The following is an 18,897-nucleotide window of genomic DNA, read 5'->3' as shown; positions in this document are numbered from 1 at the left end:
CCCGCCCTTTCCTCGTTTGACCAAACAGCCAAATCCACCGGCCTGCCACCCAAGGCCAGATAAGAAAGCCAAACGGAGCCCGGATATGACTTCCGAACCGGAAAAAAAGAAACCAATTTGGCGCCGGTATTTCCTGTGGGGAATGCCCGTGGCCGGAATAGCCGTGGCCTTTGTCGCGGGCATCGTCTTTTGGGGCGGGTTCAACACCGCCATGGAAGCCACCAACACAAAGGAATTCTGTGTCTCGTGCCACGAGATGCGTGATTTCGTCTATGAGGAATACACCGGCACGATCCACGACGTGAACCGGTCTGGCGTGGGCGCGGTCTGTTCCGACTGCCACGTTCCCAAGGATTGGACCCACAAGATGATCCGCAAGATCAAGGCGTCCAAAGAGCTGTATGGCAAGCTGGTCGGCACCATCAACACCCGTGAAAAGTTTGAAGCCAAGCGCGTACATCTGGCGATGAATGAATGGGAGCGGATGAAATCCACGGACTCACGTGAATGCCGCAACTGCCACGATTTTGAATCGATGATGCCCGAGTTCCAGAAACCACGCGCACGTCAGCAGCACCTGAATGCGATGGAGATCGGCCAGACCTGTATCGACTGCCATAAGGGGATTGCCCACTCGGACGCCCGTGATCGGGCCGATGAGGACTATCTGGAAAAGCTTGAGGCACCCAACCCGGCCTTCATTCGTGAAATCCCGCAGGAATACCTGACCAGCCTTGCGAAGATCGAAGCCAAGGAAGCTGCCGAAGCCGAGGCTGAAAAAGCAGCCAAAGCCGCCCAGCAAGAGGCCGTTCAGGCACAGATCGCGGCCGCCGTAGACGCAGCCGTCGCCGAAGAACGCGCCAAGGCAAATGGCGAAGAAGCCGCAGCACCGGCAGGCGGCGGCAGTGATGTTGGCAGCACCGTCGACTGGAATGCCGTTGCAAGCGCCGATCTGAAACTGTTCTACCCCGGTCAAGCCTCGTTTGAGTGGGTGCAGAACGGCAAGTTCCACGGCGGGGCCCGTCCCCTGACCAAGGGCGGCGATCAGTGCTCGACCTGTCACGCCAAAGAACTGGATACGATCGGCAACAAGATCGTTGCAGGCGGTGATCTGGAACCAACCCCGATCCCCGGCAAACGTGGTGTGATCGATGCGACCGTGCAGGCCGCGCATGATGACGAGAACCTTTATATCCGCATGCAATGGCCGGATGCAGGCCATAACCCTGCCCCCTTCGTCGATGGCGGCAAGATGGACCCCGACAACCAGATCAAGGTCGCAATGATGATCACCGGTACCGGGATCGAGTTGGGCGATCAGGTAGGCTGCTGGGCCTCGTGCCACGCAGACAACAGCTATATGCCATTTGATCCGGGCGCTGACGCGATTGCCGCCAATGGGGATATCGCAGGCCGCCTGAGCACTCAGGACACAGTGACCAAATACATCAGCGAAAGCCGGACCGAGGTCGAAGTCAAAGGTCGCCGCGGCAAGGCATTGGGTGGCTGGGACAAGCTGGAGGCCGAAGCGCAGATCCAGCAATACCTGGACGATGGCACTTATCTGGACCTGATGCGTGTCTATGCCGATGGCAGCGCCTCCAACGGTTATCTGTTGGAACAGCGCGTGGTCAATGACGGGGAAATTGCCGCCTCGGCCAATCTGTCCGGTGGCGTGTGGACCGTCGTCTTCTCGCGGCCACTGAACTCGGGTGCGCCCGGCGACGTGCCGCTGGAACCGGGTCAGACCTATACGGTGGGCTTTGCCATTCATGATGACTTTGCCGCCGCGCGGTTCCACCACGTTACGCTGAACACCAGCTTGGCGCTGGACGACGACAGCGCCAACATTAACGTGGTCAAACAATAACGGATAGGGGCCGGAAAACCCGGCCCCCGCCCTTTTTTGGAAAGGAGAGATGGATCATGAAACCCTACTGCCTTCTTCCTGCACTTCTACTTCTCGCCCCACCCGTCTTGGCGGATGAAACCGCCGAGATTTGCGCCGAGGCTGAGCAACGCTATGTCGACTTGTTCGGGCAACCTTCGTCAGCCGTCGAAGACGCCGAAGTGGTGCTGATGTACAAATACAATTTCTGCCCCGGTCAGTTGACCGTGAAAGCAGGAACGACAGTGCGCTGGATGAACGTGGACAAACGCACCAGTCACAGTGTGCTGCTGAAAGACGGCAGCGAACCCGAAAGCGACCGTTTGTTCCCCGAGGAATCCGTTGATCTGACATTCCTTACTCCAGGCCCGCAGGAATACCTGTGCGGGCCGCATTGGGAAACGCAGAACATGATCGGAATGATCACCGTAGAACCCTGAGCCGAGGCAAAAAATACAGGCAAGTCAAAGGAGCGCGGGCGCAAATCCCGCGCTCCTTAACTTTAGTCAAGGAAGCCACGCGCAGAATCCGCCAACCTGTTCTCATGACACGCCCGGTTCGCCCAGCAACGTCCATTTTCGCAGGCAAACCCCGGGCTCGGAAGACATTCAGACCAAGCGAGTTTGCACATGAGCGGTAAGGTTTTTCTGATTGGCGCCGGCCCCGGCGACCCCGAACTCATGACCCTGCGTGCCTTGCGCATGCTGCAAGAGGCCGACGTGGTCGTCTATGACCGGCTGGTTTCGGACGACATTCTTGCCCTGCATGCCGAAAAGGCGCGGCTGATTCCGGTCGGCAAGGCCCCCAAATGCCATACCGTACCGCAAGATCGCATCAATGAGATTCTGTTGGAAGAGGCCCGCGCCGGTCACACCGTTGCACGGCTGAAAGGCGGCGACCCGATGATCTTTGGCCGTGGCTCGGAAGAAGCGGCGTATCTTGTGGCCCAAGGCGTCACGGTCGAGTACGCACCCGGCATCACGGCCGCGCAGGGGGCATCCTGTTCGACCGGCGTGCCGCTGACCCATCGCGGGCTGGCAACCTCGGTCCAATATGTCACTGGCCACCGGCAGGAAGACAAGGTGCTGGACCTGGATTGGAAGCGGTTGGCCGATCCCGACTCGACGTTGGTGGTCTACATGGGCGTAGCCAACATTGGCCAAATCGCCATGGGGCTGATGACCGAGAACCTGCCCGGATCGACCCCCGTTCTGGCTGTCAGCAAAGCCACCACACGGGCCGAACGCCGTATCGTGTCCCGGTTGGACAGGCTGGCCACCGACGTGCGCAGCGCTGCACTTGAGGCACCCACTTTGTTCATCATCGGACAGGTGGTTTCGCTGTATGCCGAACGTTCGGTGGCCGAATTGATGGAACAAGCGCATGGCTAGGCTAGGTCACCGGACTGTTGCGCCTGGCAGGCAGAGCAGCCAACCGTTGACTTCGGTTCTGCTGGCCGGCGCGGTTGTGATCGCCACCTCGGCATTTGCCGCCGACACCTTGAACCCCGACGCCTTGAAACGGCTTGTCCATCAGGATTGCGGGTCGTGCCATGGGCTGTCGCTGAAGGGTGGCCTTGGTCCCGATCTTCGGTCCCAAACGCTGCAACACTATGATCCGGACGTGCTGACCGGCGTCATTCTCGACGGAATTCCCGACACGGCAATGCCCCCCTGGCGCCCCCTTATTACCGAGGAAGAGGCCGAATGGATCGCCCGTTACCTGCTGCAACAGGAGGCACAATGAAACAGCTTATTCTTGGCCTTGCCGCCACCCTGATGATGACCTCGGCGCATGCTGAACCAACCGCCACTGGTGATCTTGGTCTTGTGATCGAACGCGCCAAGGGTTCGGTCCTGTTGGTAGATCAATCCGACCGGGCCGCGCTGGCGCGGATCGAAGGGCTGGGCGATCTGTCCCATGCCTCGCTGGTCTATTCGCCCGACGAACGCTTTGCTTATGTGTTCGGGCGCGATGGCGGGCTGACCAAAGTCGATATCGTCACCCGACAGATCGTGAACCGCGTCGTACAGGCCGGTAACGCAATTGGTGGCGCAATTTCAGACGACGGACAGCTAGTCGCCGTGTCGAACTATGAACCTGGCGGCGTCCGCGTGTTCGATGCCAATACGCTTGAGTTGATCGCAGATATCCCCACGGGTAGCAAAACAATCGGTCTGGTCGACGCGCCGGGCCGCAGGTTCGTCTTCACCATGTGGGACTCTGGCGAAACCTGGATTGCCGATTTCGCAACAGGCACGCCCGAGATCACCAAGATCCCCGATATGGGCAAAAACCCCTATGACGCGCTGATCACCGCCAATGGCCGCACCTATATCACTGGCCTGTTCGGCGAGGACGGGCTGACCGCGCTGGATCTCTGGGCCGAGGCCCCGGAACCGATCCGCGTGCTACCGGATTACGGGCGCGGGCAGGAAGAAATGCCTGTCTACAAGATGCCCCACCTGGAAGGTTGGGCGCTGACAGGCCGCGAATTCGTTCTACCCGCCGTGGGCCATCACGAGGTTCTTTGGATCGATGCCGACACGTTGACCGAAACCGGACGCACACAGACCCACGGTCAGCCGGTCTTTGCCATGGCCCGGCCCGACGGACGGCAGGTTTGGGTGAATTTCGCCCATCCGCTGAACGATACGATTCAAGTGATCGACAGCGTCACCAAGGACATCATCCACGAATTTAAACCCGGTCCGGCGGTGTTGCATATGGAATTCACCCCGCGTGGGCACGAGGTCTGGATCAGCGTGCGCGATGCCAACAAAGTCATGGTCTATGACACGCAAACCTTTGAAAAGCTACGCGAGATTGAAGCGGACAGCCCATCAGGCATCTTCTTCACCGCACGTGCGCACAGAACGGGGCTTTGAGACGATGGATCACATCACTGACCCGATCGACTGTCGCTTGCTGGACGAGTTTCAGCGCGATTTTCCCATAACCGACCATCCGTTTGAGGTACTTGGCGCAGCGTTGGGTCTGGACGAGGCCGAGGTCATCGATCGCCTGACCCGGATGCGCGCAACCGGTCGGATCACGCGGGTGGGTGCGACGATTGCACCGGGGGCAGTATCGGCCAGCACCCTGGCCGCCGTTGCTGCCCCCGAGGAACAGTTGGAAGAAATCGCCGCCCTGATCGACTCAGAACCCGGAGTGAACCACAATTACCAGCGCGAGGATACGTGGAACCTGTGGTTCGTTGCCACCGGGCCGGACCGGGTGCATGTGAACGATACCCTTGCCCGGATCGCCCGACGTACCGGGCTGCGGGTACTGGACCTGCGGCTGGTACGCCCATTCAATGTCGATCTTGGTTTTCGAATGTCGGGCAATTCCCGCAATGTGCCCGGCCCCCGCAAGGTGGATCGCTCGGCCATGCGGGACGGCGACCGTGCTCTGCTACAGGCGCTCAGTTCCGGCCTAGAACTGGTCGCGGAACCCTATACCGCGCTGGCCCGATCAATGAACCGATCCACGCCCGAGGTTCTGGCGCGGATCAAGGCGCTGCACGATGCCGGCATCATCTCGCGCCTCGGTGTCATCGTACGTCACCGGGCGCTGGGTTGGTCGGCCAATGCGATGGTGGTTTGGGACATGCCCGCCAGTCAGATCGACACCGCCGGCCCGGCGCTGGCCGCACATCCCGGCGTGACCCTGTGCTATGAACGTAACCCGGTCGAGGACGTCTGGCCTTACCGCCTGTATTCCATGATTCACGCCCGCTCGCGCAGCGAGGCGCAAGAAGTTCTGTCCGGCGCCGTTGCCCTGCCGGAACTGGCCGGTGCGCGCCACAAAGTTTTGTTTTCGACCCGCTGTTTTAAACAGACCGGCGCATTGATCCAACCAAAAGAGGCCGCCGCATGAGACTGGACGAAACCGACCGTGCAATCCTGAACCGAATGCAGGACGACCTGCCGTTGATCCCTCATCCCCATGCCGCGATTGCCACCGAACTTGGCATTCCGGAAAGCGAATTGCTGCACCGCCTCAGCCGCATGAAAGAGGAACGCATCATCACCCGCTTCGGTCCGTTTTTCGACGCGGCCGCCATGGGGGGTGCGTTCTGTCTGTGCGCCATGGCGGTGCCGGTCGAAAATTTCGAAACCGTCCTGACCAAAGTCAATGCGCACGCGGAGGTTGCCCATAATTATGAACGTACGCACCGGCTGAACATGTGGTTCGTACTGGCCACCGAAACGCCCGAGGGGATCGAGGCCACCGCTGATGCGATCGAACGGGAAACGGGGATCGAGGTTCTCCGTTTCCCCAAATTGCAGGAATTCTTCATCGGCTTCCGGGTAGCGGCATGATCGACGCAAAAGACAGAGAGATTATCGAGGCGCTGCAAGGCGGCCTGCCCCTGGTGCCCGCGCCCTATGCGCGGGTGGCCGAGCGTCTTGGCATGGACGAAGACGCGTTGCTGTTCCGCCTGGCCGAACTGAAATCGCGCGGCGTTATCCGTCGCATTGCCGCTGCTCCTAATCACTACAAACTGGGCATGACCTCGAACGGCATGACCGTGTGGGATGTGCAAAACGACCGTGTGACTGAACTGGGCACCCAGATCGGCGCGCTGCCCTTTGTCACCCACTGCTATGAACGCCCCCGCGCCCTGCCCGACTGGCCTTACAATTTGTTTGCCATGGTTCACGGCGCAGACCGTGACGAGGTCGAAGAAAAGCGCGCCGAGATCACCGCCATTCTCGGCGATGCATGTCGGGCTAAAGACATCCTCTATTCCACGCGCATTCTGAAAAAGACCGGGCTGCGCCTGAAAGCGAAAGGCTGAAACATGTTCCGCCTGACCGAATACATGCACCAACTCGTCACCCCGACCCCGGTGCGAAAACGCCGCCCCGGACCGGTGAAACCGGTGGTGATCTGGAACCTGACGCGGCGCTGCAATCTGAAATGCCGCCATTGCTACACCGTCTCGGCGGATGTTGCGTTCCCCGGTGAGCTCAGCCACGAGCAAGCCATGGTAACCCTTGAGGATCTGGGCCAATTTCGCGTCCCGGCCCTGATCCTCTCGGGTGGGGAACCGCTGGACCGGTTTGATTTCTTCGACATTGCCAAACGCGCCCGCGATCTGGTGCCGATGCTGGCGCTGTCGACCAACGGCACGCGGATTTACGATGAAACCGCTGATATGATTGCCGATGTGGGATTCAACTATGTCGGCATTTCCCTAGACGGGATCGGGGCCACAAATGACTGGTTCCGCGGCGTTGAAGGCGCCTTTGCCGACGCTTTGCGCGGTGTGCGCGAGTGTAAGAAACGTGGGATCAAAGTGGGCCTGCGATTTTGCCTGACAGAAGGCACTCAGCATCACCTGCCCGACCTGCTGCAACTGTGCGATGACGAAGGGGTCGACAAGTTCTACCTGTCGCATCTGGTCTATGCTGGGCGTGGCGACAAGAACCGGGGCGAAGATGCTGAACACCTGCGCACCCGTAACGGGCTGGACCTGCTGCTGGAGCGCGCGTGGGAGGCCGCCTCCGGCGGGCGCCCGCTGGACATTGTGACCGGCAATAATGATGCAGATGCGGGGTACTTCCTGAACTGGGTGCGCACGCATTTCGATGCCGATAAGGCCGCTCATGTGCGCGAACATCTCGCCGCGTGGGGCGGGAATTCCAGCGGGTTGGGCGTGGCCAATATCGACAATCTGGGGCGCGTGCATCCCGATACGTATTGGTCCGACTACACGGTCGGCAACGTGAAGACCAAACCGTTCTCAGAGCTGTGGGCCAGCGAGGACCAGATGCTCTCTATGCTGCGCACCCGACCACGTCCGCTGAAAGGGCGCTGCGGGGCCTGCCAATTAAAGGACGTCTGTGGCGGCAACACTCGTATCCGGGCTTTGCAGGTGACCGGCGATCCCTGGGCCGAAGATCCGGCCTGCTATCTTTCCAATCAAGAAATCGGCGTGGATGACGCAGGCGAACGCCTTAAGGTCACGCCGTTCCGGGGGAAACGTCATGATCCGGCACATCAGTTCTTTTGACACGTTGAAAATAGGCACGCTCTGCTCGCTGCTGCTGGCTGGTTCAGCATGGGCCGACGCCCCGTCGGACTATGCCGAACACTGCGCCTCGTGCCATGGCGAGAACCGTTTGGGCGGTGTTGGCCCGGCCCTGATCCCCGAGACGCTGAAACGCATGCGCGGCCCGCGTGTGGCCGCCGTGATTGCCGAGGGGCGTACAGCCACCCAGATGCCCGCCTTTTCGCATGAACTTGACGCCTTGCAGATCGAAGAACTGGCGGGTTGGCTGAAATCCCCGCTGGAAACCAACCCCGAATGGGGCGAGGCCGAGATCATGGCCAGCCGTACGCTGGACGCAGAATACAGCCCGGTCGATGCTCCCGTCTGGGACAGCGACCCGATGAACATCACGCTGGCCGTCGAAACCGGCGATCACCACGTGAGCGTGTTGGACGGTGATACGTTTGAAGTATTGGATCGGTTCGAAACTCCGTTCGCCGTCCACGGAGGCCCGAAGTTCAGCCCCGACGGGCGCTATGTTTTCATCATGTCGCGCGATGGTTGGGTTCAGAAATACGATATCTGGGCTCTGAAACAGGTGGGCCGCGTGCGCGCGGGGCTGAACAGCCGCAACATCGCCATGTCAGGTGATGGAAAATGGGTGGCCGTCGCCAATTACCTGCCCAACAGCCTGACCCTGCTGTCGACCAGCGACCTTTCGGTCGCCAAGGTCATCGAGATCAAAAGCAAAAAGGGCAATCCCAGCCGCGTTTCTGCCGTTTATCAGGCCCCGCCACGCGAAAGCTTTGTGCTAGCCCTGAAAGATGTTCCCGAGATTTGGGAGGTTTTTTACGGCGACAACCCGCCTCAGTTCGGACTGGGTCATGACTTCCGTATCGAAGGGCAGTTCAAGAACCCAAATCCCTTCCCGGTCCGCAAGATCACCACGCCTGACTATCTGGACGATTTCTTTTTCGACCAAAGCTATGAATACGTCATGGGTGCCTCGCGCGACGGCAAGGGCGGGCAGGTTATTGATCTGGTCATCGGTCAGAAAGTGGCTGATCTAGACCTGCCGGGTATGCCACATCTGGGATCAGGCATCACGTGGCGGTACGGCGATACAACCGTGATGGCCACGCCGCACCTGACCGACGGCACCGTGTCTGTGATCGACATGCAGACATGGGAAACGGTCAAACGGATCAAGACCGAAGGGCCGGGTTTCTTCATGCGTAGTCATGAGAATTCTCATTACGTCTGGGCCGATGTGTTCTTTGGGCCCAACAAGGATGCGATGCACGTAATCGATAAGCAAAGCCTTGAAATCGTAAAGACTTTACGCCCAGCGCCGGGTAAAACCGTGGCCCATGTCGAGTTCACCAAGGATGGGCGCCATGCACTGGTATCGATCTGGGAAGATGATGGTGCCGTGATCGTCTATGACGCGCAAACTCTGGAAGAGGTTCGCCGCTTGCCCATGCGCAAACCTTCGGGGAAATATAATGTCTGGAACAAAATCACCTTCTCGGAAGGTACCAGCCACTGAGGGCAAATGGCCGGTCTGGAAACTGGCCATCCTGCTCTACCCCGCCACGGCACTGACCGTGGCCATCAACCTGTTTCTGGCGGGTCTGGTTGCCAATGGCATGGGGCTTGGCGTGATCGCACCAGTAAGCGCAATCCTGTGGTCGATCCCGCTGGGCTTGCCCGCATCCTGGCTGGCCGGGCGCTGGTTGCGCGGGTTGATGGATGAAGCCGACGATTAGTCACAAATTTCGAATACCTGACCTAAGTCAAGTATCCGTCTGAGAGAATCCCGTAGGACAAAGGAAAGAACGCCGAGTTGGATTCTCCATGTCTGCCCCAGTCCCACTGCACACACTGTCTGTCCGCGCTTCACGCGCGGCGTGCGCCATGGCAGGCACCCTTCTTTTGCTGTTGCAACTGCTTAGTCCGGCGCTGGCGAGTCCCGGAAAAAGCATGTGGGTTGAGATCTGCTCGGAGGCAGGCGCGGTCTGGGTTCAAGTGGACCTCGAAGAAGGGACCGAAGACCCAACCGCGCCCTGCCCGAAATGCGCCGACTGTGCCTTGTGCGCCGTCACCGCTGCGGCACCCCTGCCAAACCTGCCGGAACTGAAGTCGGGCGGGATTGTTCAGGTCGCTCGCTGCGATGACCGCAATCTGGTCAATTGCTACCAAGTTAGGCGATTATGGCCCGAAACCAGAGGCCCCCCGCACGCGCCCCAAGAAACATCCGAACGCGCCCCGCGCGCGTCCATGGCGTCAATCCAAGTAACCGGAGGTGCGCCGTGGTCGTAAGTCGCGCAACCCATATCCTGCTGGCCTTTGTCCTGTCCTGCCTGATGGCGATCAGCGCCCATGCCGACAGCCTTGCCAGCTTCCTGCCCGAGATTGAGCCCTCTGACCTTGCCCCCGGTGCCGATGCCTTTGGCCCGGTGCGCGATGACGTGCCTGTTGCTCCGGTTCTGAAGGGGGGCGAAACCGTCGCCTGGGCTTTCCTGACTTCGGATTTCGTGGGCACCACCGGCTATTCGGGCAAACCCATCCATGTGGTTGCCGCAATAAACGCTGATGCCGTGCTGACCGGTGTGCAACTGGTCAAACACTCGGAACCCATCGTACTGATCGGCATTCCCAATTCGCGCATGGTCGAGCTGACCGAAGGCTACACCGGTCTGGACCTGAAACACGAGGCCGCAACGGGTGGTGAGGGGCATGACCTCGACATCATCTCGGGTGCCACCGTGACCATCATGGTGATCGACGACAGCCTTGTGCGCGGCGGTATCAAAGTGGCCCGCGCGCTGGGTTTAGGTGGGCTGTCGCCATTACAGGCCGACGGGCCGAAACGCGAAGTCGATATGGCTAAGAACGCCATCTATGACTGGACCACCCTGTCGGGTGACGGCTCGATCCGGCGGCTGACGCTGGATGTCGGTCAGGTCAACGCCGCTTTTGAAGCTACCGGAGATCAGCGCGCCATCAAACGCCCGGAACCGGGCGAACCGGATGACACGTTTATCGATATGCATATGGCGTTGGTCTCGGTTCCCTCGATCGGGAAATCCCTGCTGGGTGAAGCCGAGTATCAAAACCTGGTCGAGTGGCTGGACGACGGCGAACAGGCCATTCTGGTACTGGGGCGCGGGGCTTACAGCTTCAAAGGCTCAGGCTATGTGCGCGGTGGGATCTTCGACCGGATTCAGCTGATCCAAGGCGACAATTCGGTCCGGTTCTTTGACAAGCAACAAGAGCGCCTAGGCAAGGTTGCGGCCGCTGATGCGCCCAGCTTCACCGAACTTGATATCTTTAAAATCCCAGCCGAGGCGGAGTTTGATCCCGCCGAGCCGTTCCGCCTGCAACTGCTGGTACAGCGGGCCGTGGGCGCAGTTGAGAAAACCTTCCTGACTTTCGATCTGGGCTACAAACTACCCGAGCAGTACCTGCTGCCCGTTACCGCCCCAACCGTTGTTGACGACGCCACCGGCGAGGCCGCCGCCAAAGCCGCCCTGTGGAAGCGCATCTGGAAGGACCGCACAGTCGAAATTGGCGTCCTTGGCGTCATGCTGCTGGTCCTGACAGCGACGTTCTTCTTCCAGTTCCACGTGACGATGAACGCGAGGGTCTTCTATTGGTTCCGCATCGGCTACCTGACCATGACCCTGTTCTTCATCGGCTGGTACGCCAATGCGCAGCTGAGTGTGGTGAACCTGATGGCACTGGCTGGCAGCCTGCGGACCGGGTTCAGCTGGGACGCCTTCCTGCTGGATCCGCTGGTCTTCATCCAATGGTTCGCGGTCGCCGCCGCGCTGCTGTTCTGGGGGCGTGGGGCCTATTGCGGCTGGCTGTGCCCGTTTGGCGCTTTGCAGGAGTTGACCAATAAGATCGCGCGGGCATTGCGCATCCCGCAATGGACCCTGCCATGGGGCCTGAACGAACGGCTTTGGCCCGCGAAGTACATGATCTTCCTGGGCCTTTTCGGCCTCAGCTTCGTCTCGATCCCGCTGGCCGAAACATATGCCGAGATTGAGCCCTTCAAGACTGCCATCATTCTGAAATTCATGCGCGACTGGCCGTTTGTGGTCTTTGCGCTGACCCTGCTAGGGATCGGGCTGTTCATCGAACGGTTCTACTGTCGCTATCTGTGCCCGCTGGGCGGAGCGCTGGCGATCCCCGCCCGTATCCGCATGTTTGACTGGCTGCGCCGCTACAAGGAATGCGGCACCCCCTGTCAAACCTGCGCCAACGAATGCCCCGTTCAGGCCATCCACCCCACCGGTGAGATCAATCCGAACGAGTGCGTCACCTGCCTGCATTGTCAGGTGCTCTACCAGTCCGAGGACAAATGTCCCGTCGTTATCCGCCAACTGAAACGGCGGGCCAAGACAGGGTCGGTCGACCTCAAGACCCCCCTCGGACAGCCACCGGCGAACCATCCGAACGCCAAACCGCAATCCGTTTCCTAAAAAAGGAGGAACGAACATGTCGGAACATGACAACAAGCTGAACATCACACGCCGAGGGATGCTAGGTGCAACCGCAACTGGCGCGGTGCTGGCCGGGACCGGTCTGGGCTCGACCCTGATGACCGCGAAACAAGCCAGCGCTGCAGCCAACGCCAACCTGCAGCCTGGTGAGTTGGACGAATATTACGGTTTCTGGTCCTCAGGTCAGACTGGCGAGCTGCGCATCCTGGGCTTCCCGTCCATGCGCGAACTGATGCGCGTGCCAGTGTTCAACCGCTGCTCGGCCACCGGCTGGGGTCAGACCAATGAGTCGTTGAAAATCATGACCGACGGCCTGCTGCCTGAAACCAAAGAGTTTCTCGCCAAGCGTGGCATGAAAACCTATGACAACGGCGACCTGCACCACCCGCATATGTCGTTCACCGATGGCACCTACGATGGCCGCTACCTGTTCATGAATGACAAGGCCAACACCCGCGTTGCCCGCGTGCGCTGCGACGTGATGAAATGCGACAAGATCACCGAGATCCCGAACGCCAAGGCGATCCACGGTCTGCGTCCGCAGAAATTCCCGCGCACCGGCTATGTCTTTGCCAATGGTGAGGATGAAACCCCGCTGGTCAACGACGGCACAGTGCTGGACGATCCGTCGCAATACGTGAACATCTTCACCGCGCTTGACGGCGACACTATGGAAGTGGCGTGGCAGGTGATGGTGTCGGGCAACCTCGACAACACCGATTGTGACTATCAGGGCAAATACGCCTATTCGACCTCCTACAACTCGGAAATGGGTATGAACCTGGCCGAGATGACCGAGAACGAGCTGGACCACGTGGTTGTTTTCAACATCGCAGAAATCGAGGCGGGTATCGAGGCCGGTGACTATCAGGAACTGAAAGGCGTCAAGGTTCTGGACGGCCGTAAGGGTCAGAACAAGAAGTACACCCGTTACATTCCGATCCCGAACTCGCCGCACGGCATCAACACCGCGCCCGACGGCAAGCACGTCTGCATCAACGGTAAGCTGTCGCCGACCGTGTCGATCATGGACGTCACCAAACTGGACGCCCTGTTCGAAAGTGATGCCGATCCGCGGTCGTGCATCGTGGGTGAGCCGCAACTGGGTCTTGGCCCGCTTCACACCGCCTATGACGGCCAGGGCAACGCGTTCACCACGCTGTTCCTGGACAGCCAGATCGTGAAGTGGAACATCGAAAAGGCAATCGAGGCTTACGGCGGTGCCGATGTGGATCCGATCATCTCGAAGGTCGACGTGCACTATCAGCCGGGCCACAACTCGACCTCCATGGGTGAAACCAAGGATGCCGACGGAAAGTGGCTGATTTCGATGAACAAGTTCTCGAAAGACCGCTTCCTGAACGTGGGTCCGCTGAAGCCCGAGAACGAGCAGTTGATCGACATCTCGTCCAACGAGATGAAAGTGGTTCACGACGGTCCGACCTTTGCCGAGCCGCATGACTCGATCATCGTTCGCAGCGACATCGTCAACCCGGTAAACGTCTGGGACCGCGCCGATGTTACATGGGAAGACGCCCGCAAACAGGCCGAAGCTGATGGCATCGATCTGGAAGAAGGCGCCGAAGAACCCATCCGGGACGGCAACAAGGTGCGGGTCTACATGACATCGCAGGCTCCGACCTTCAGCCTGGAAAAGTTCACCGTCAAACAGGGTGACGAGGTGACGGTTTACATCACCAACCTGGATGACGTGGACGACGTGACCCACGGCTTCTGCCTGGGTAACTACGGCATCGCGATGGAAGTTGCACCGCTGGCAACCGCCTCGGTCACTTTCACAGCCGACCGTCCGGGCGTACACTGGTTCTATTGCCAGTGGTTCTGCCACGCACTGCACATGGAAATGCGCGGCCGGATGCTGGTCGAGCCGCAGGGAGCATAACCCATGCGTTGGCCTCTGCTCATACCGCTCCTGCTTGGCTCGCCCCTATGGGCGGCGGACTGGGATGTGCCCAACCGGGCGGGGGCCATCAATGAAACACTGGCGCAGGCGGCGGATGGGGACACCCTCCGCCTGAGCCCCGGTGTCTACACCGAAACACTGGTTCTGGACCGGCCCGTAACCCTCGACGGGTTGGGACAAGCCACCATTGACGGCCAGAGCACGGGAAGCGTCATCACCGTGACCGGACCGGGCGTGACCGTACGCGGTCTGACGGTGATCGGCTCGGGCTCAAGCCATGACGGGATCGACAGCGGCATCCAACTGACCAAAACGGCCAAAGCGCCGGTGGTCGAAGACAATGTGTTGTTGGGCAACCTTTATGGCGTCGACATTCACGGTGCCAAGGACAGCATCGTGCGTGGCAACCGGATCGAAGGTCGGCAGGACCGGCGGATGAATGACCGCGGCAATGGCGTCTACGTCTGGAACGCGCCGGGTGCGCGGGTTGAAGACAACGACATCCGGTACGGGCGCGACGGGATCTTTGTGAACTCGTCGAAAAAGAACACCTTCACAGGCAACCTGTTCCGCGACCTGCGGTTCGCCGTGCATTACATGTATGCGGACAATTCGGTCGTCAGCGACAATGTCTCGATCGGTAATGATCTCGGCTACGCGGTTATGTTCACCACAAACGTGACCGTGGCCAACAACGTGTCCATCGGTGACCGCGAACATGGCGTGATGCTGAACTACGCCAATAAAAGCACCATCACCGGCAATGTAGTAAAAGGTGCCAAGGAAAAGTGCACCTTCCTGTATAATTCAAATAAGAACGAATTCACCGACAACTGGTTCCAGGGATGCGGCATCGGCATCCACTTTACCGCTGGCAGCGAACGCAACCGCATCGTTGGCAACTCTTTCATCGGGAACCGGACACAGGTGAAATACGTCTCGACCAAATGGGTCGAGTGGTCCGAAGACGGGCGCGGCAACTACTGGTCCGATTTCGCCGCATATGATGTGGATGGCAACGGCATCGCCGATACCCCCTATCGCCCCAACGACTCGATGGACCATGTGCTGTGGACCCAACCCTCAGCCAAACTGCTGCTCGGCTCCCCCGCCGTGCAGCTGGTGCGCTGGTCGCAATCTGCCTTCCCGGCCCTGTTGCCGGGCGGCGTGATGGACAGCAATCCATTGATGCAAGCCCCTGAACCCCCAGCTATGAAAAAGGTGCCTCATGACGGATAAGGCCCTAGTTATCGACCATGTCAGCAAGGACCGCGGAAAAACTCGCGTTCTTGACGATATCAACCTGTCTCTTGCCCCCGGACAGCGCGTGGCGCTGCTGGGCCATAACGGCGCGGGCAAGTCGACCCTGATCAAATCCATCCTCGGCCTGACGCCGATCCATGGCGGAGCCATTCGGATCGGAGACGCCACCCCCGGCAGCGAACAAGCGCGGCGCGAGACCGCGTATCTACCCGAGGCGGTGTCGTTTCATCCCGCTTTAACCGGACGGGAACAGCTAACACTGTTTGCGAAATTGTCGGGAACCAAAGCTGATGTACCCGGCCTGCTGAACCGTGTCGGTCTCAGCGATGCGCTGGATCGCCGGATCGGAACGTATTCCAAAGGGATGCGGCAACGTCTGGGCTTGGCTCAAGTTCTGTTGGGTCAGCCGAAAGTGGCGCTGCTGGATGAGCCCACCTCGGGGCTAGACCCCATTTCGCGGCAAGACCTTTACGCCATCATTGACGAGTTGGCAGCGAAAGGTACCGCTGTCCTGATCGCATCCCACGCCCTGACCGAAGTTGAGGCGCGCACCGACCGCATCGCCATCATGCGCAAAGGCCGGATGGTGGCTGATGATACGTTGACTAACCTGTCGGCCCTAGCTGGTCTACCGATCCGCCTGCGCGTGCGCGCCAGCACCAACCCCGAAGCGCTGGCCGCGGCATTGGGTGGCGACCGGATCAATGGCGCATCCGTTGAGTTGCTGTGTTCCCCAGATGACAAAATGGAGGCCCTGCGCCGGATCGCTGGAATGGGCGATGCCGTGGCGGATGTGGAAATGACCCCACCCAAGCTGGAAGACCTTTATCGCCACTACGCTCAGGAGGAGATGCAATGACCCGCTTCCTCGCCATTACCCGCACGGAGATGCTGATCCTGCGCCGCAACCGCTGGCTGCTGGTGGCCACCCTGATCATGGTGCTGTTCGCCTTGGCGCTAACCTTTGCAGGCAGCGCGCCTACCGGTACGCTGGGCGTCGATATGCTGACCGTCTCGGTTGCCTCGATGACTACGTTGTCAGTATATCTTGCCCCCTTACTGGCGTTGATGATCGCTTTTGATGCCATCGCAGGTGACGTGGACCGGGGCAGCTTATCGCTGCTGCTATCCTATCCGGCGGGGCGTGGAGAAATCCTGTTGGGCAAATTCACCGCCCATCTGGCCGCACTTGCCTTTGCCATGACCGTCGGCTTTGGCACCGCTGGTGCAGTGGCCGCATGGTTCGGCGGCGCGGGGCCAGAAAGCCTGATGGCATTGCTACGCCTAATCCTCACATCCATCCTGCTGGGCGCCGTGTTTCTGGCGCTGGGTTACCTGCTGTCTGCCCTGGCTAGGGGCGCCACGGCAGCAGCAGGTTTGTCGGCCGGGCTCTGGCTGGTCTTTGTCGTCCTTTATGATCTGGGCTTGTTGGGAGCCGTCGTCATGGACAAGGGCGGCACCTTCACCCAATCCGTCTTTCCGTGGGTGATGGTAGCCAACCCGGCCGACGCATTCCGTTTGTGGAACATCGCCGCGACCGAAGGCGTTGCGATGGCGTCCGGCATGACCGGGGCCGCGCAGGCACTGCCCGTCTGGGCCGCTCCTGCCTCCCTGCTGATCTGGCCGGTATTGGGCTTTATCCTCGCCCGCGCCGCGTTTCGGAGGGTCGAGCCATGAAACGTCTTGCTTTGATCGCGTTTGTCGCGCTGGCGGCCTGCAAGGAAGAGATCGCCGAGGCCCCTGATCCAGTGGACCTGACCCCCGATGCGCTAAGCTTTTTCTGCCAGATGAACATCGCTGAACATGGTGGCCCCAAAGGTCAGATCCATCTGGAAGGCTACCCTACACCTCTGTTCTTCGCCCAAGTGCGCGACATGGTGGCCTACCTAAAAAGCCCCGAGCGTGATGCACCCATTGCAGCGGTCTATGTCAGCGATATGGGCGCCGCGCCCAACTGGCAACAGCCGGGTGTTTCCAACTGGATCGCCGCCGAGGGCGCAACCTTTGTGGTCGGAGCCAATGTTGCGGGCGGCATGGGCGCGCGCGAGGTGGTGCCCTTTGCAGACCCCGCTGCCGCTGAAACCTTTATTGGCCAGTACGGTGGCAACCTGCTGCCTCTGTCCGGCATCCCCGACACCGAGGTTCTGGGCCCCGTTGATCTGGACCTGAAACTGGAGACCCCCTCATGACCGCCCTCTCCCGCCGCCGGTTTCTGACCATGTCCGCCGCTTGTGCCGCCTTTCCCGCGGGTGCCAATTCTGCCCCTACGTCTCACTGGCACGGGGTCGCGCTGGGGGCCTCGGCCAGCTTGCGACTTGAGGGGCTGACGGACACACAGGCCGCGCCAATCATCACCGCGGTCGAAGCCGAAGTGAACCGGCTTGAGAACATCTTCAGCCTGTACCGACCGCAATCCGAACTCAGCCGACTGAATCGCGACGGGCAACTGCCAGCCCCAGCTCCCGAACTGCTGAACGTCCTCAGCCTGTGTTCGGCCTTGCACGAGGCCACAGACGGCGTTTTCGATCCTTCAGTTCAACCGCTCTGGTCCGCGCTGGCTAACGGGGCCACCGCGCAAGAGGTCCATTCCGCCCGAAAATCCATTGGATGGTCTCGCGTTTTAATCGGGTCCGACATGATCCGCCTGCCCCAACCCGGTGTTTCAGCACTGACGCTGAACGGTATCGCACAAGGCGCCATTACCGACCGCATCGCGGCTTTGCTGGCCTCGCACGGTCTACGCGATGTATTGGTAAATATGGGGGAAATCGCCGCCCTTGGCCATCGCCAAGACGGGCAAGCCTGGCAAGTCGGACTGGCCGGACCCGGCAGAGAAGTTCTCAAATCCATCGAATTAAGCGATCGTGCCGTTGCAACCTCGGACGCAGGCAACCTCATGCTGACCGATGATCAAGGCCACATCCTGAACCCGCAAGACGAGGTAGCAACGAACCACATAGTATCGGTCTCAGCCCCCAGCGCAGCCATCGCCGACGGGCTGTCCACGGCCTTGTGCGCGTTGCCTGAAACGCGCGTTGACGCCGCGATCAGGTCCTTCCCCGAGGCGCGCAAAGAAATGTACATCTGAAAAAACTTCGGTGGTCACCTTAGTAAGCGAGGCCATTGGCTTTCCAATAAGCCAAACCATCAAGTGCCCACAACGGCTTACAACATAAGCCGTTGTTCCGACCGCATCTAAAAATGGTAGGTGGCGGAGACGAAGAGAGTCTAGGCAAAACGACACCACTCTAGAAATCATTTATAATACATGAGGTTAAGGACTATCCACCCACAAACCACTGAACAA

General features: G+C 59.9%; 19 protein-coding genes. All 19 read left to right on the top strand.

The annotated features are described in order from the left end of the window. Positions 1-85 precede the first annotated feature (85 nt). The 19 genes from ACR0AL_RS11210 (at position 86) to ACR0AL_RS11120 (ending at position 18,678) form a co-directional block, all read left to right on the top strand. A complete protein-coding gene (locus tag ACR0AL_RS11210) occupies positions 86-1,870 on the top strand; it encodes a NapC/NirT family cytochrome c (RefSeq protein WP_480663058.1) in 1,785 nt (594 codons plus the stop codon). Positions 1,871-1,926: 56 nt separating this feature from the next. Continuing rightward, the gene (locus ACR0AL_RS11205) at positions 1,927-2,328 is read left to right on the top strand and encodes a cupredoxin domain-containing protein (RefSeq protein WP_480663056.1); all 402 of its coding nucleotides are present in this window, start codon (positions 1,927-1,929) and stop codon (positions 2,326-2,328) included. 189 nt (positions 2,329-2,517) lie between these two features. Next, positions 2,518-3,279, top strand: coding sequence for a uroporphyrinogen-III C-methyltransferase (cobA, locus tag ACR0AL_RS11200; RefSeq protein ID WP_480663054.1), 762 nt, complete (start codon positions 2,518-2,520; stop codon positions 3,277-3,279). A gap of 46 nt (positions 3,280-3,325) precedes the next feature. Continuing rightward, positions 3,326-3,634 carry a c-type cytochrome gene (locus ACR0AL_RS11195; RefSeq protein WP_254438747.1) on the top strand — a complete coding sequence of 103 codons (309 nt, stop codon included), beginning with the start codon at positions 3,326-3,328 and terminating at the stop codon, positions 3,632-3,634. After that, entirely contained in the window at positions 3,631-4,776 is a 1,146-nt protein-coding gene (locus tag ACR0AL_RS11190) for a cytochrome D1 domain-containing protein (RefSeq protein ID WP_480663052.1), read from the top strand. The genes ACR0AL_RS11195 and ACR0AL_RS11190 overlap by 4 nt, the downstream gene beginning before the upstream one ends. A 4-nt stretch (positions 4,777-4,780) precedes the next feature. Next, a complete protein-coding gene (gene ahbB, locus ACR0AL_RS11185; RefSeq protein WP_170350165.1) occupies positions 4,781-5,770 on the top strand; it encodes a siroheme decarboxylase subunit beta in 990 nt (329 codons plus the stop codon). Then, positions 5,767-6,216 carry an Lrp/AsnC family transcriptional regulator gene (locus ACR0AL_RS11180; protein ID WP_170350164.1) on the top strand — a complete coding sequence of 150 codons (450 nt, stop codon included), beginning with the start codon at positions 5,767-5,769 and terminating at the stop codon, positions 6,214-6,216. Before ahbB (ACR0AL_RS11185) ends, ACR0AL_RS11180 begins: the two co-directional genes overlap by 4 nt. Then, positions 6,213-6,695: a siroheme decarboxylase subunit beta gene (gene ahbB / locus ACR0AL_RS11175; protein WP_170350163.1), complete on the top strand. Its 483-nt coding sequence runs from the start codon at positions 6,213-6,215 to the stop codon at positions 6,693-6,695. Before ACR0AL_RS11180 ends, ahbB (ACR0AL_RS11175) begins: the two co-directional genes overlap by 4 nt. 3 nt (positions 6,696-6,698) lie before the next feature. Further along, on the top strand, positions 6,699-7,913 hold the full coding sequence (gene nirJ / locus ACR0AL_RS11170; protein WP_170359403.1) for a heme d1 biosynthesis radical SAM protein NirJ: 1,215 nt from the start codon (positions 6,699-6,701) through the stop codon (positions 7,911-7,913). After that, positions 7,888-9,441, top strand: a complete 1,554-nt coding sequence (locus ACR0AL_RS11165; RefSeq protein ID WP_480663050.1) for a cytochrome D1 domain-containing protein — start codon at positions 7,888-7,890, stop codon at positions 9,439-9,441. The genes nirJ and ACR0AL_RS11165 overlap by 26 nt, the downstream gene beginning before the upstream one ends. Continuing rightward, on the top strand, positions 9,398-9,661 hold the full coding sequence (locus ACR0AL_RS11160; protein ID WP_170350160.1) for a hypothetical protein: 264 nt from the start codon (positions 9,398-9,400) through the stop codon (positions 9,659-9,661). Before ACR0AL_RS11165 ends, ACR0AL_RS11160 begins: the two co-directional genes overlap by 44 nt. Positions 9,662-9,809: 148 nt before the next feature. Then, entirely contained in the window at positions 9,810-10,214 is a 405-nt protein-coding gene (locus ACR0AL_RS11155; protein WP_480663048.1) for a DUF2946 family protein, read from the top strand. 44 nt (positions 10,215-10,258) lie between these two features. Beyond that, positions 10,259-12,382 carry a NosR/NirI family protein gene (locus ACR0AL_RS11150; protein ID WP_174821564.1) on the top strand — a complete coding sequence of 708 codons (2,124 nt, stop codon included), beginning with the start codon at positions 10,259-10,261 and terminating at the stop codon, positions 12,380-12,382. Positions 12,383-12,398: 16 nt separating this feature from the next. Next, positions 12,399-14,306 (top strand): TAT-dependent nitrous-oxide reductase, encoded by a 1,908-nt coding sequence (gene nosZ / locus ACR0AL_RS11145; RefSeq protein WP_170359395.1) that lies wholly within the window; start codon positions 12,399-12,401, stop codon positions 14,304-14,306. A gap of 3 nt (positions 14,307-14,309) precedes the next feature. Continuing rightward, complete coding sequence (locus ACR0AL_RS11140; RefSeq protein ID WP_480663046.1) at positions 14,310-15,566, top strand: nitrous oxide reductase family maturation protein NosD; 1,257 nt, start codon at positions 14,310-14,312, stop codon at positions 15,564-15,566. Beyond that, positions 15,556-16,449 (top strand): ABC transporter ATP-binding protein, encoded by an 894-nt coding sequence (locus tag ACR0AL_RS11135; RefSeq protein WP_170350155.1) that lies wholly within the window; start codon positions 15,556-15,558, stop codon positions 16,447-16,449. Before ACR0AL_RS11140 ends, ACR0AL_RS11135 begins: the two co-directional genes overlap by 11 nt. Further along, positions 16,446-17,267: an ABC transporter permease gene (locus tag ACR0AL_RS11130; RefSeq protein ID WP_170350154.1), complete on the top strand. Its 822-nt coding sequence runs from the start codon at positions 16,446-16,448 to the stop codon at positions 17,265-17,267. The genes ACR0AL_RS11135 and ACR0AL_RS11130 overlap by 4 nt, the downstream gene beginning before the upstream one ends. Continuing rightward, a complete protein-coding gene (locus ACR0AL_RS11125) occupies positions 17,264-17,779 on the top strand; it encodes a nitrous oxide reductase accessory protein NosL (protein WP_170350153.1) in 516 nt (171 codons plus the stop codon). The genes ACR0AL_RS11130 and ACR0AL_RS11125 overlap by 4 nt, the downstream gene beginning before the upstream one ends. Continuing rightward, positions 17,776-18,678 carry an FAD:protein FMN transferase gene (locus tag ACR0AL_RS11120; RefSeq protein WP_170350152.1) on the top strand — a complete coding sequence of 301 codons (903 nt, stop codon included), beginning with the start codon at positions 17,776-17,778 and terminating at the stop codon, positions 18,676-18,678. Before ACR0AL_RS11125 ends, ACR0AL_RS11120 begins: the two co-directional genes overlap by 4 nt. Positions 18,679-18,897: the final 219 nt, after the last annotated feature.

The organism is Ruegeria sp. BB1, from assembly GCF_056539465.1.
The sequence above is the reverse complement of the archived record's forward strand: the minus strand, read 5'-3'. Positions and strand labels throughout refer to the sequence as shown.

Bases quoted from the DNA above. Each gene is read 5' to 3' on its own strand.
- ACR0AL_RS11210 (WP_480663058.1), top strand. From the start codon at position 86: ATGACTTCCGAACCGGAAAAAAAGAAACCAATTTGGCGCCGGTATTTC.
- ACR0AL_RS11205 (WP_480663056.1), top strand. From the start codon at position 1,927: ATGAAACCCTACTGCCTTCTTCCTGCACTTCTACTTCTCGCCCCACCC.
- cobA (WP_480663054.1), top strand. From the start codon at position 2,518: ATGAGCGGTAAGGTTTTTCTGATTGGCGCCGGCCCCGGCGACCCCGAA.
- ACR0AL_RS11190 (WP_480663052.1), top strand. From the start codon at position 3,631: ATGAAACAGCTTATTCTTGGCCTTGCCGCCACCCTGATGATGACCTCG.
- ahbB (WP_170350165.1), top strand. From the start codon at position 4,781: ATGGATCACATCACTGACCCGATCGACTGTCGCTTGCTGGACGAGTTT.
- ACR0AL_RS11180 (WP_170350164.1), top strand. From the start codon at position 5,767: ATGAGACTGGACGAAACCGACCGTGCAATCCTGAACCGAATGCAGGAC.
- ahbB (WP_170350163.1), top strand. From the start codon at position 6,213: ATGATCGACGCAAAAGACAGAGAGATTATCGAGGCGCTGCAAGGCGGC.
- nirJ (WP_170359403.1), top strand. From the start codon at position 6,699: ATGTTCCGCCTGACCGAATACATGCACCAACTCGTCACCCCGACCCCG.
- ACR0AL_RS11165 (WP_480663050.1), top strand. From the start codon at position 7,888: ATGATCCGGCACATCAGTTCTTTTGACACGTTGAAAATAGGCACGCTC.
- ACR0AL_RS11160 (WP_170350160.1), top strand. From the start codon at position 9,398: ATGTCTGGAACAAAATCACCTTCTCGGAAGGTACCAGCCACTGAGGGC.
- ACR0AL_RS11155 (WP_480663048.1), top strand. From the start codon at position 9,810: ATGGCAGGCACCCTTCTTTTGCTGTTGCAACTGCTTAGTCCGGCGCTG.
- ACR0AL_RS11150 (WP_174821564.1), top strand. From the start codon at position 10,259: ATGGCGATCAGCGCCCATGCCGACAGCCTTGCCAGCTTCCTGCCCGAG.
- nosZ (WP_170359395.1), top strand. From the start codon at position 12,399: ATGTCGGAACATGACAACAAGCTGAACATCACACGCCGAGGGATGCTA.
- ACR0AL_RS11140 (WP_480663046.1), top strand. From the start codon at position 14,310: ATGCGTTGGCCTCTGCTCATACCGCTCCTGCTTGGCTCGCCCCTATGG.
- ACR0AL_RS11135 (WP_170350155.1), top strand. From the start codon at position 15,556: ATGACGGATAAGGCCCTAGTTATCGACCATGTCAGCAAGGACCGCGGA.
- ACR0AL_RS11130 (WP_170350154.1), top strand. From the start codon at position 16,446: ATGACCCGCTTCCTCGCCATTACCCGCACGGAGATGCTGATCCTGCGC.
- ACR0AL_RS11125 (WP_170350153.1), top strand. From the start codon at position 17,264: ATGAAACGTCTTGCTTTGATCGCGTTTGTCGCGCTGGCGGCCTGCAAG.
- ACR0AL_RS11120 (WP_170350152.1), top strand. From the start codon at position 17,776: ATGACCGCCCTCTCCCGCCGCCGGTTTCTGACCATGTCCGCCGCTTGT.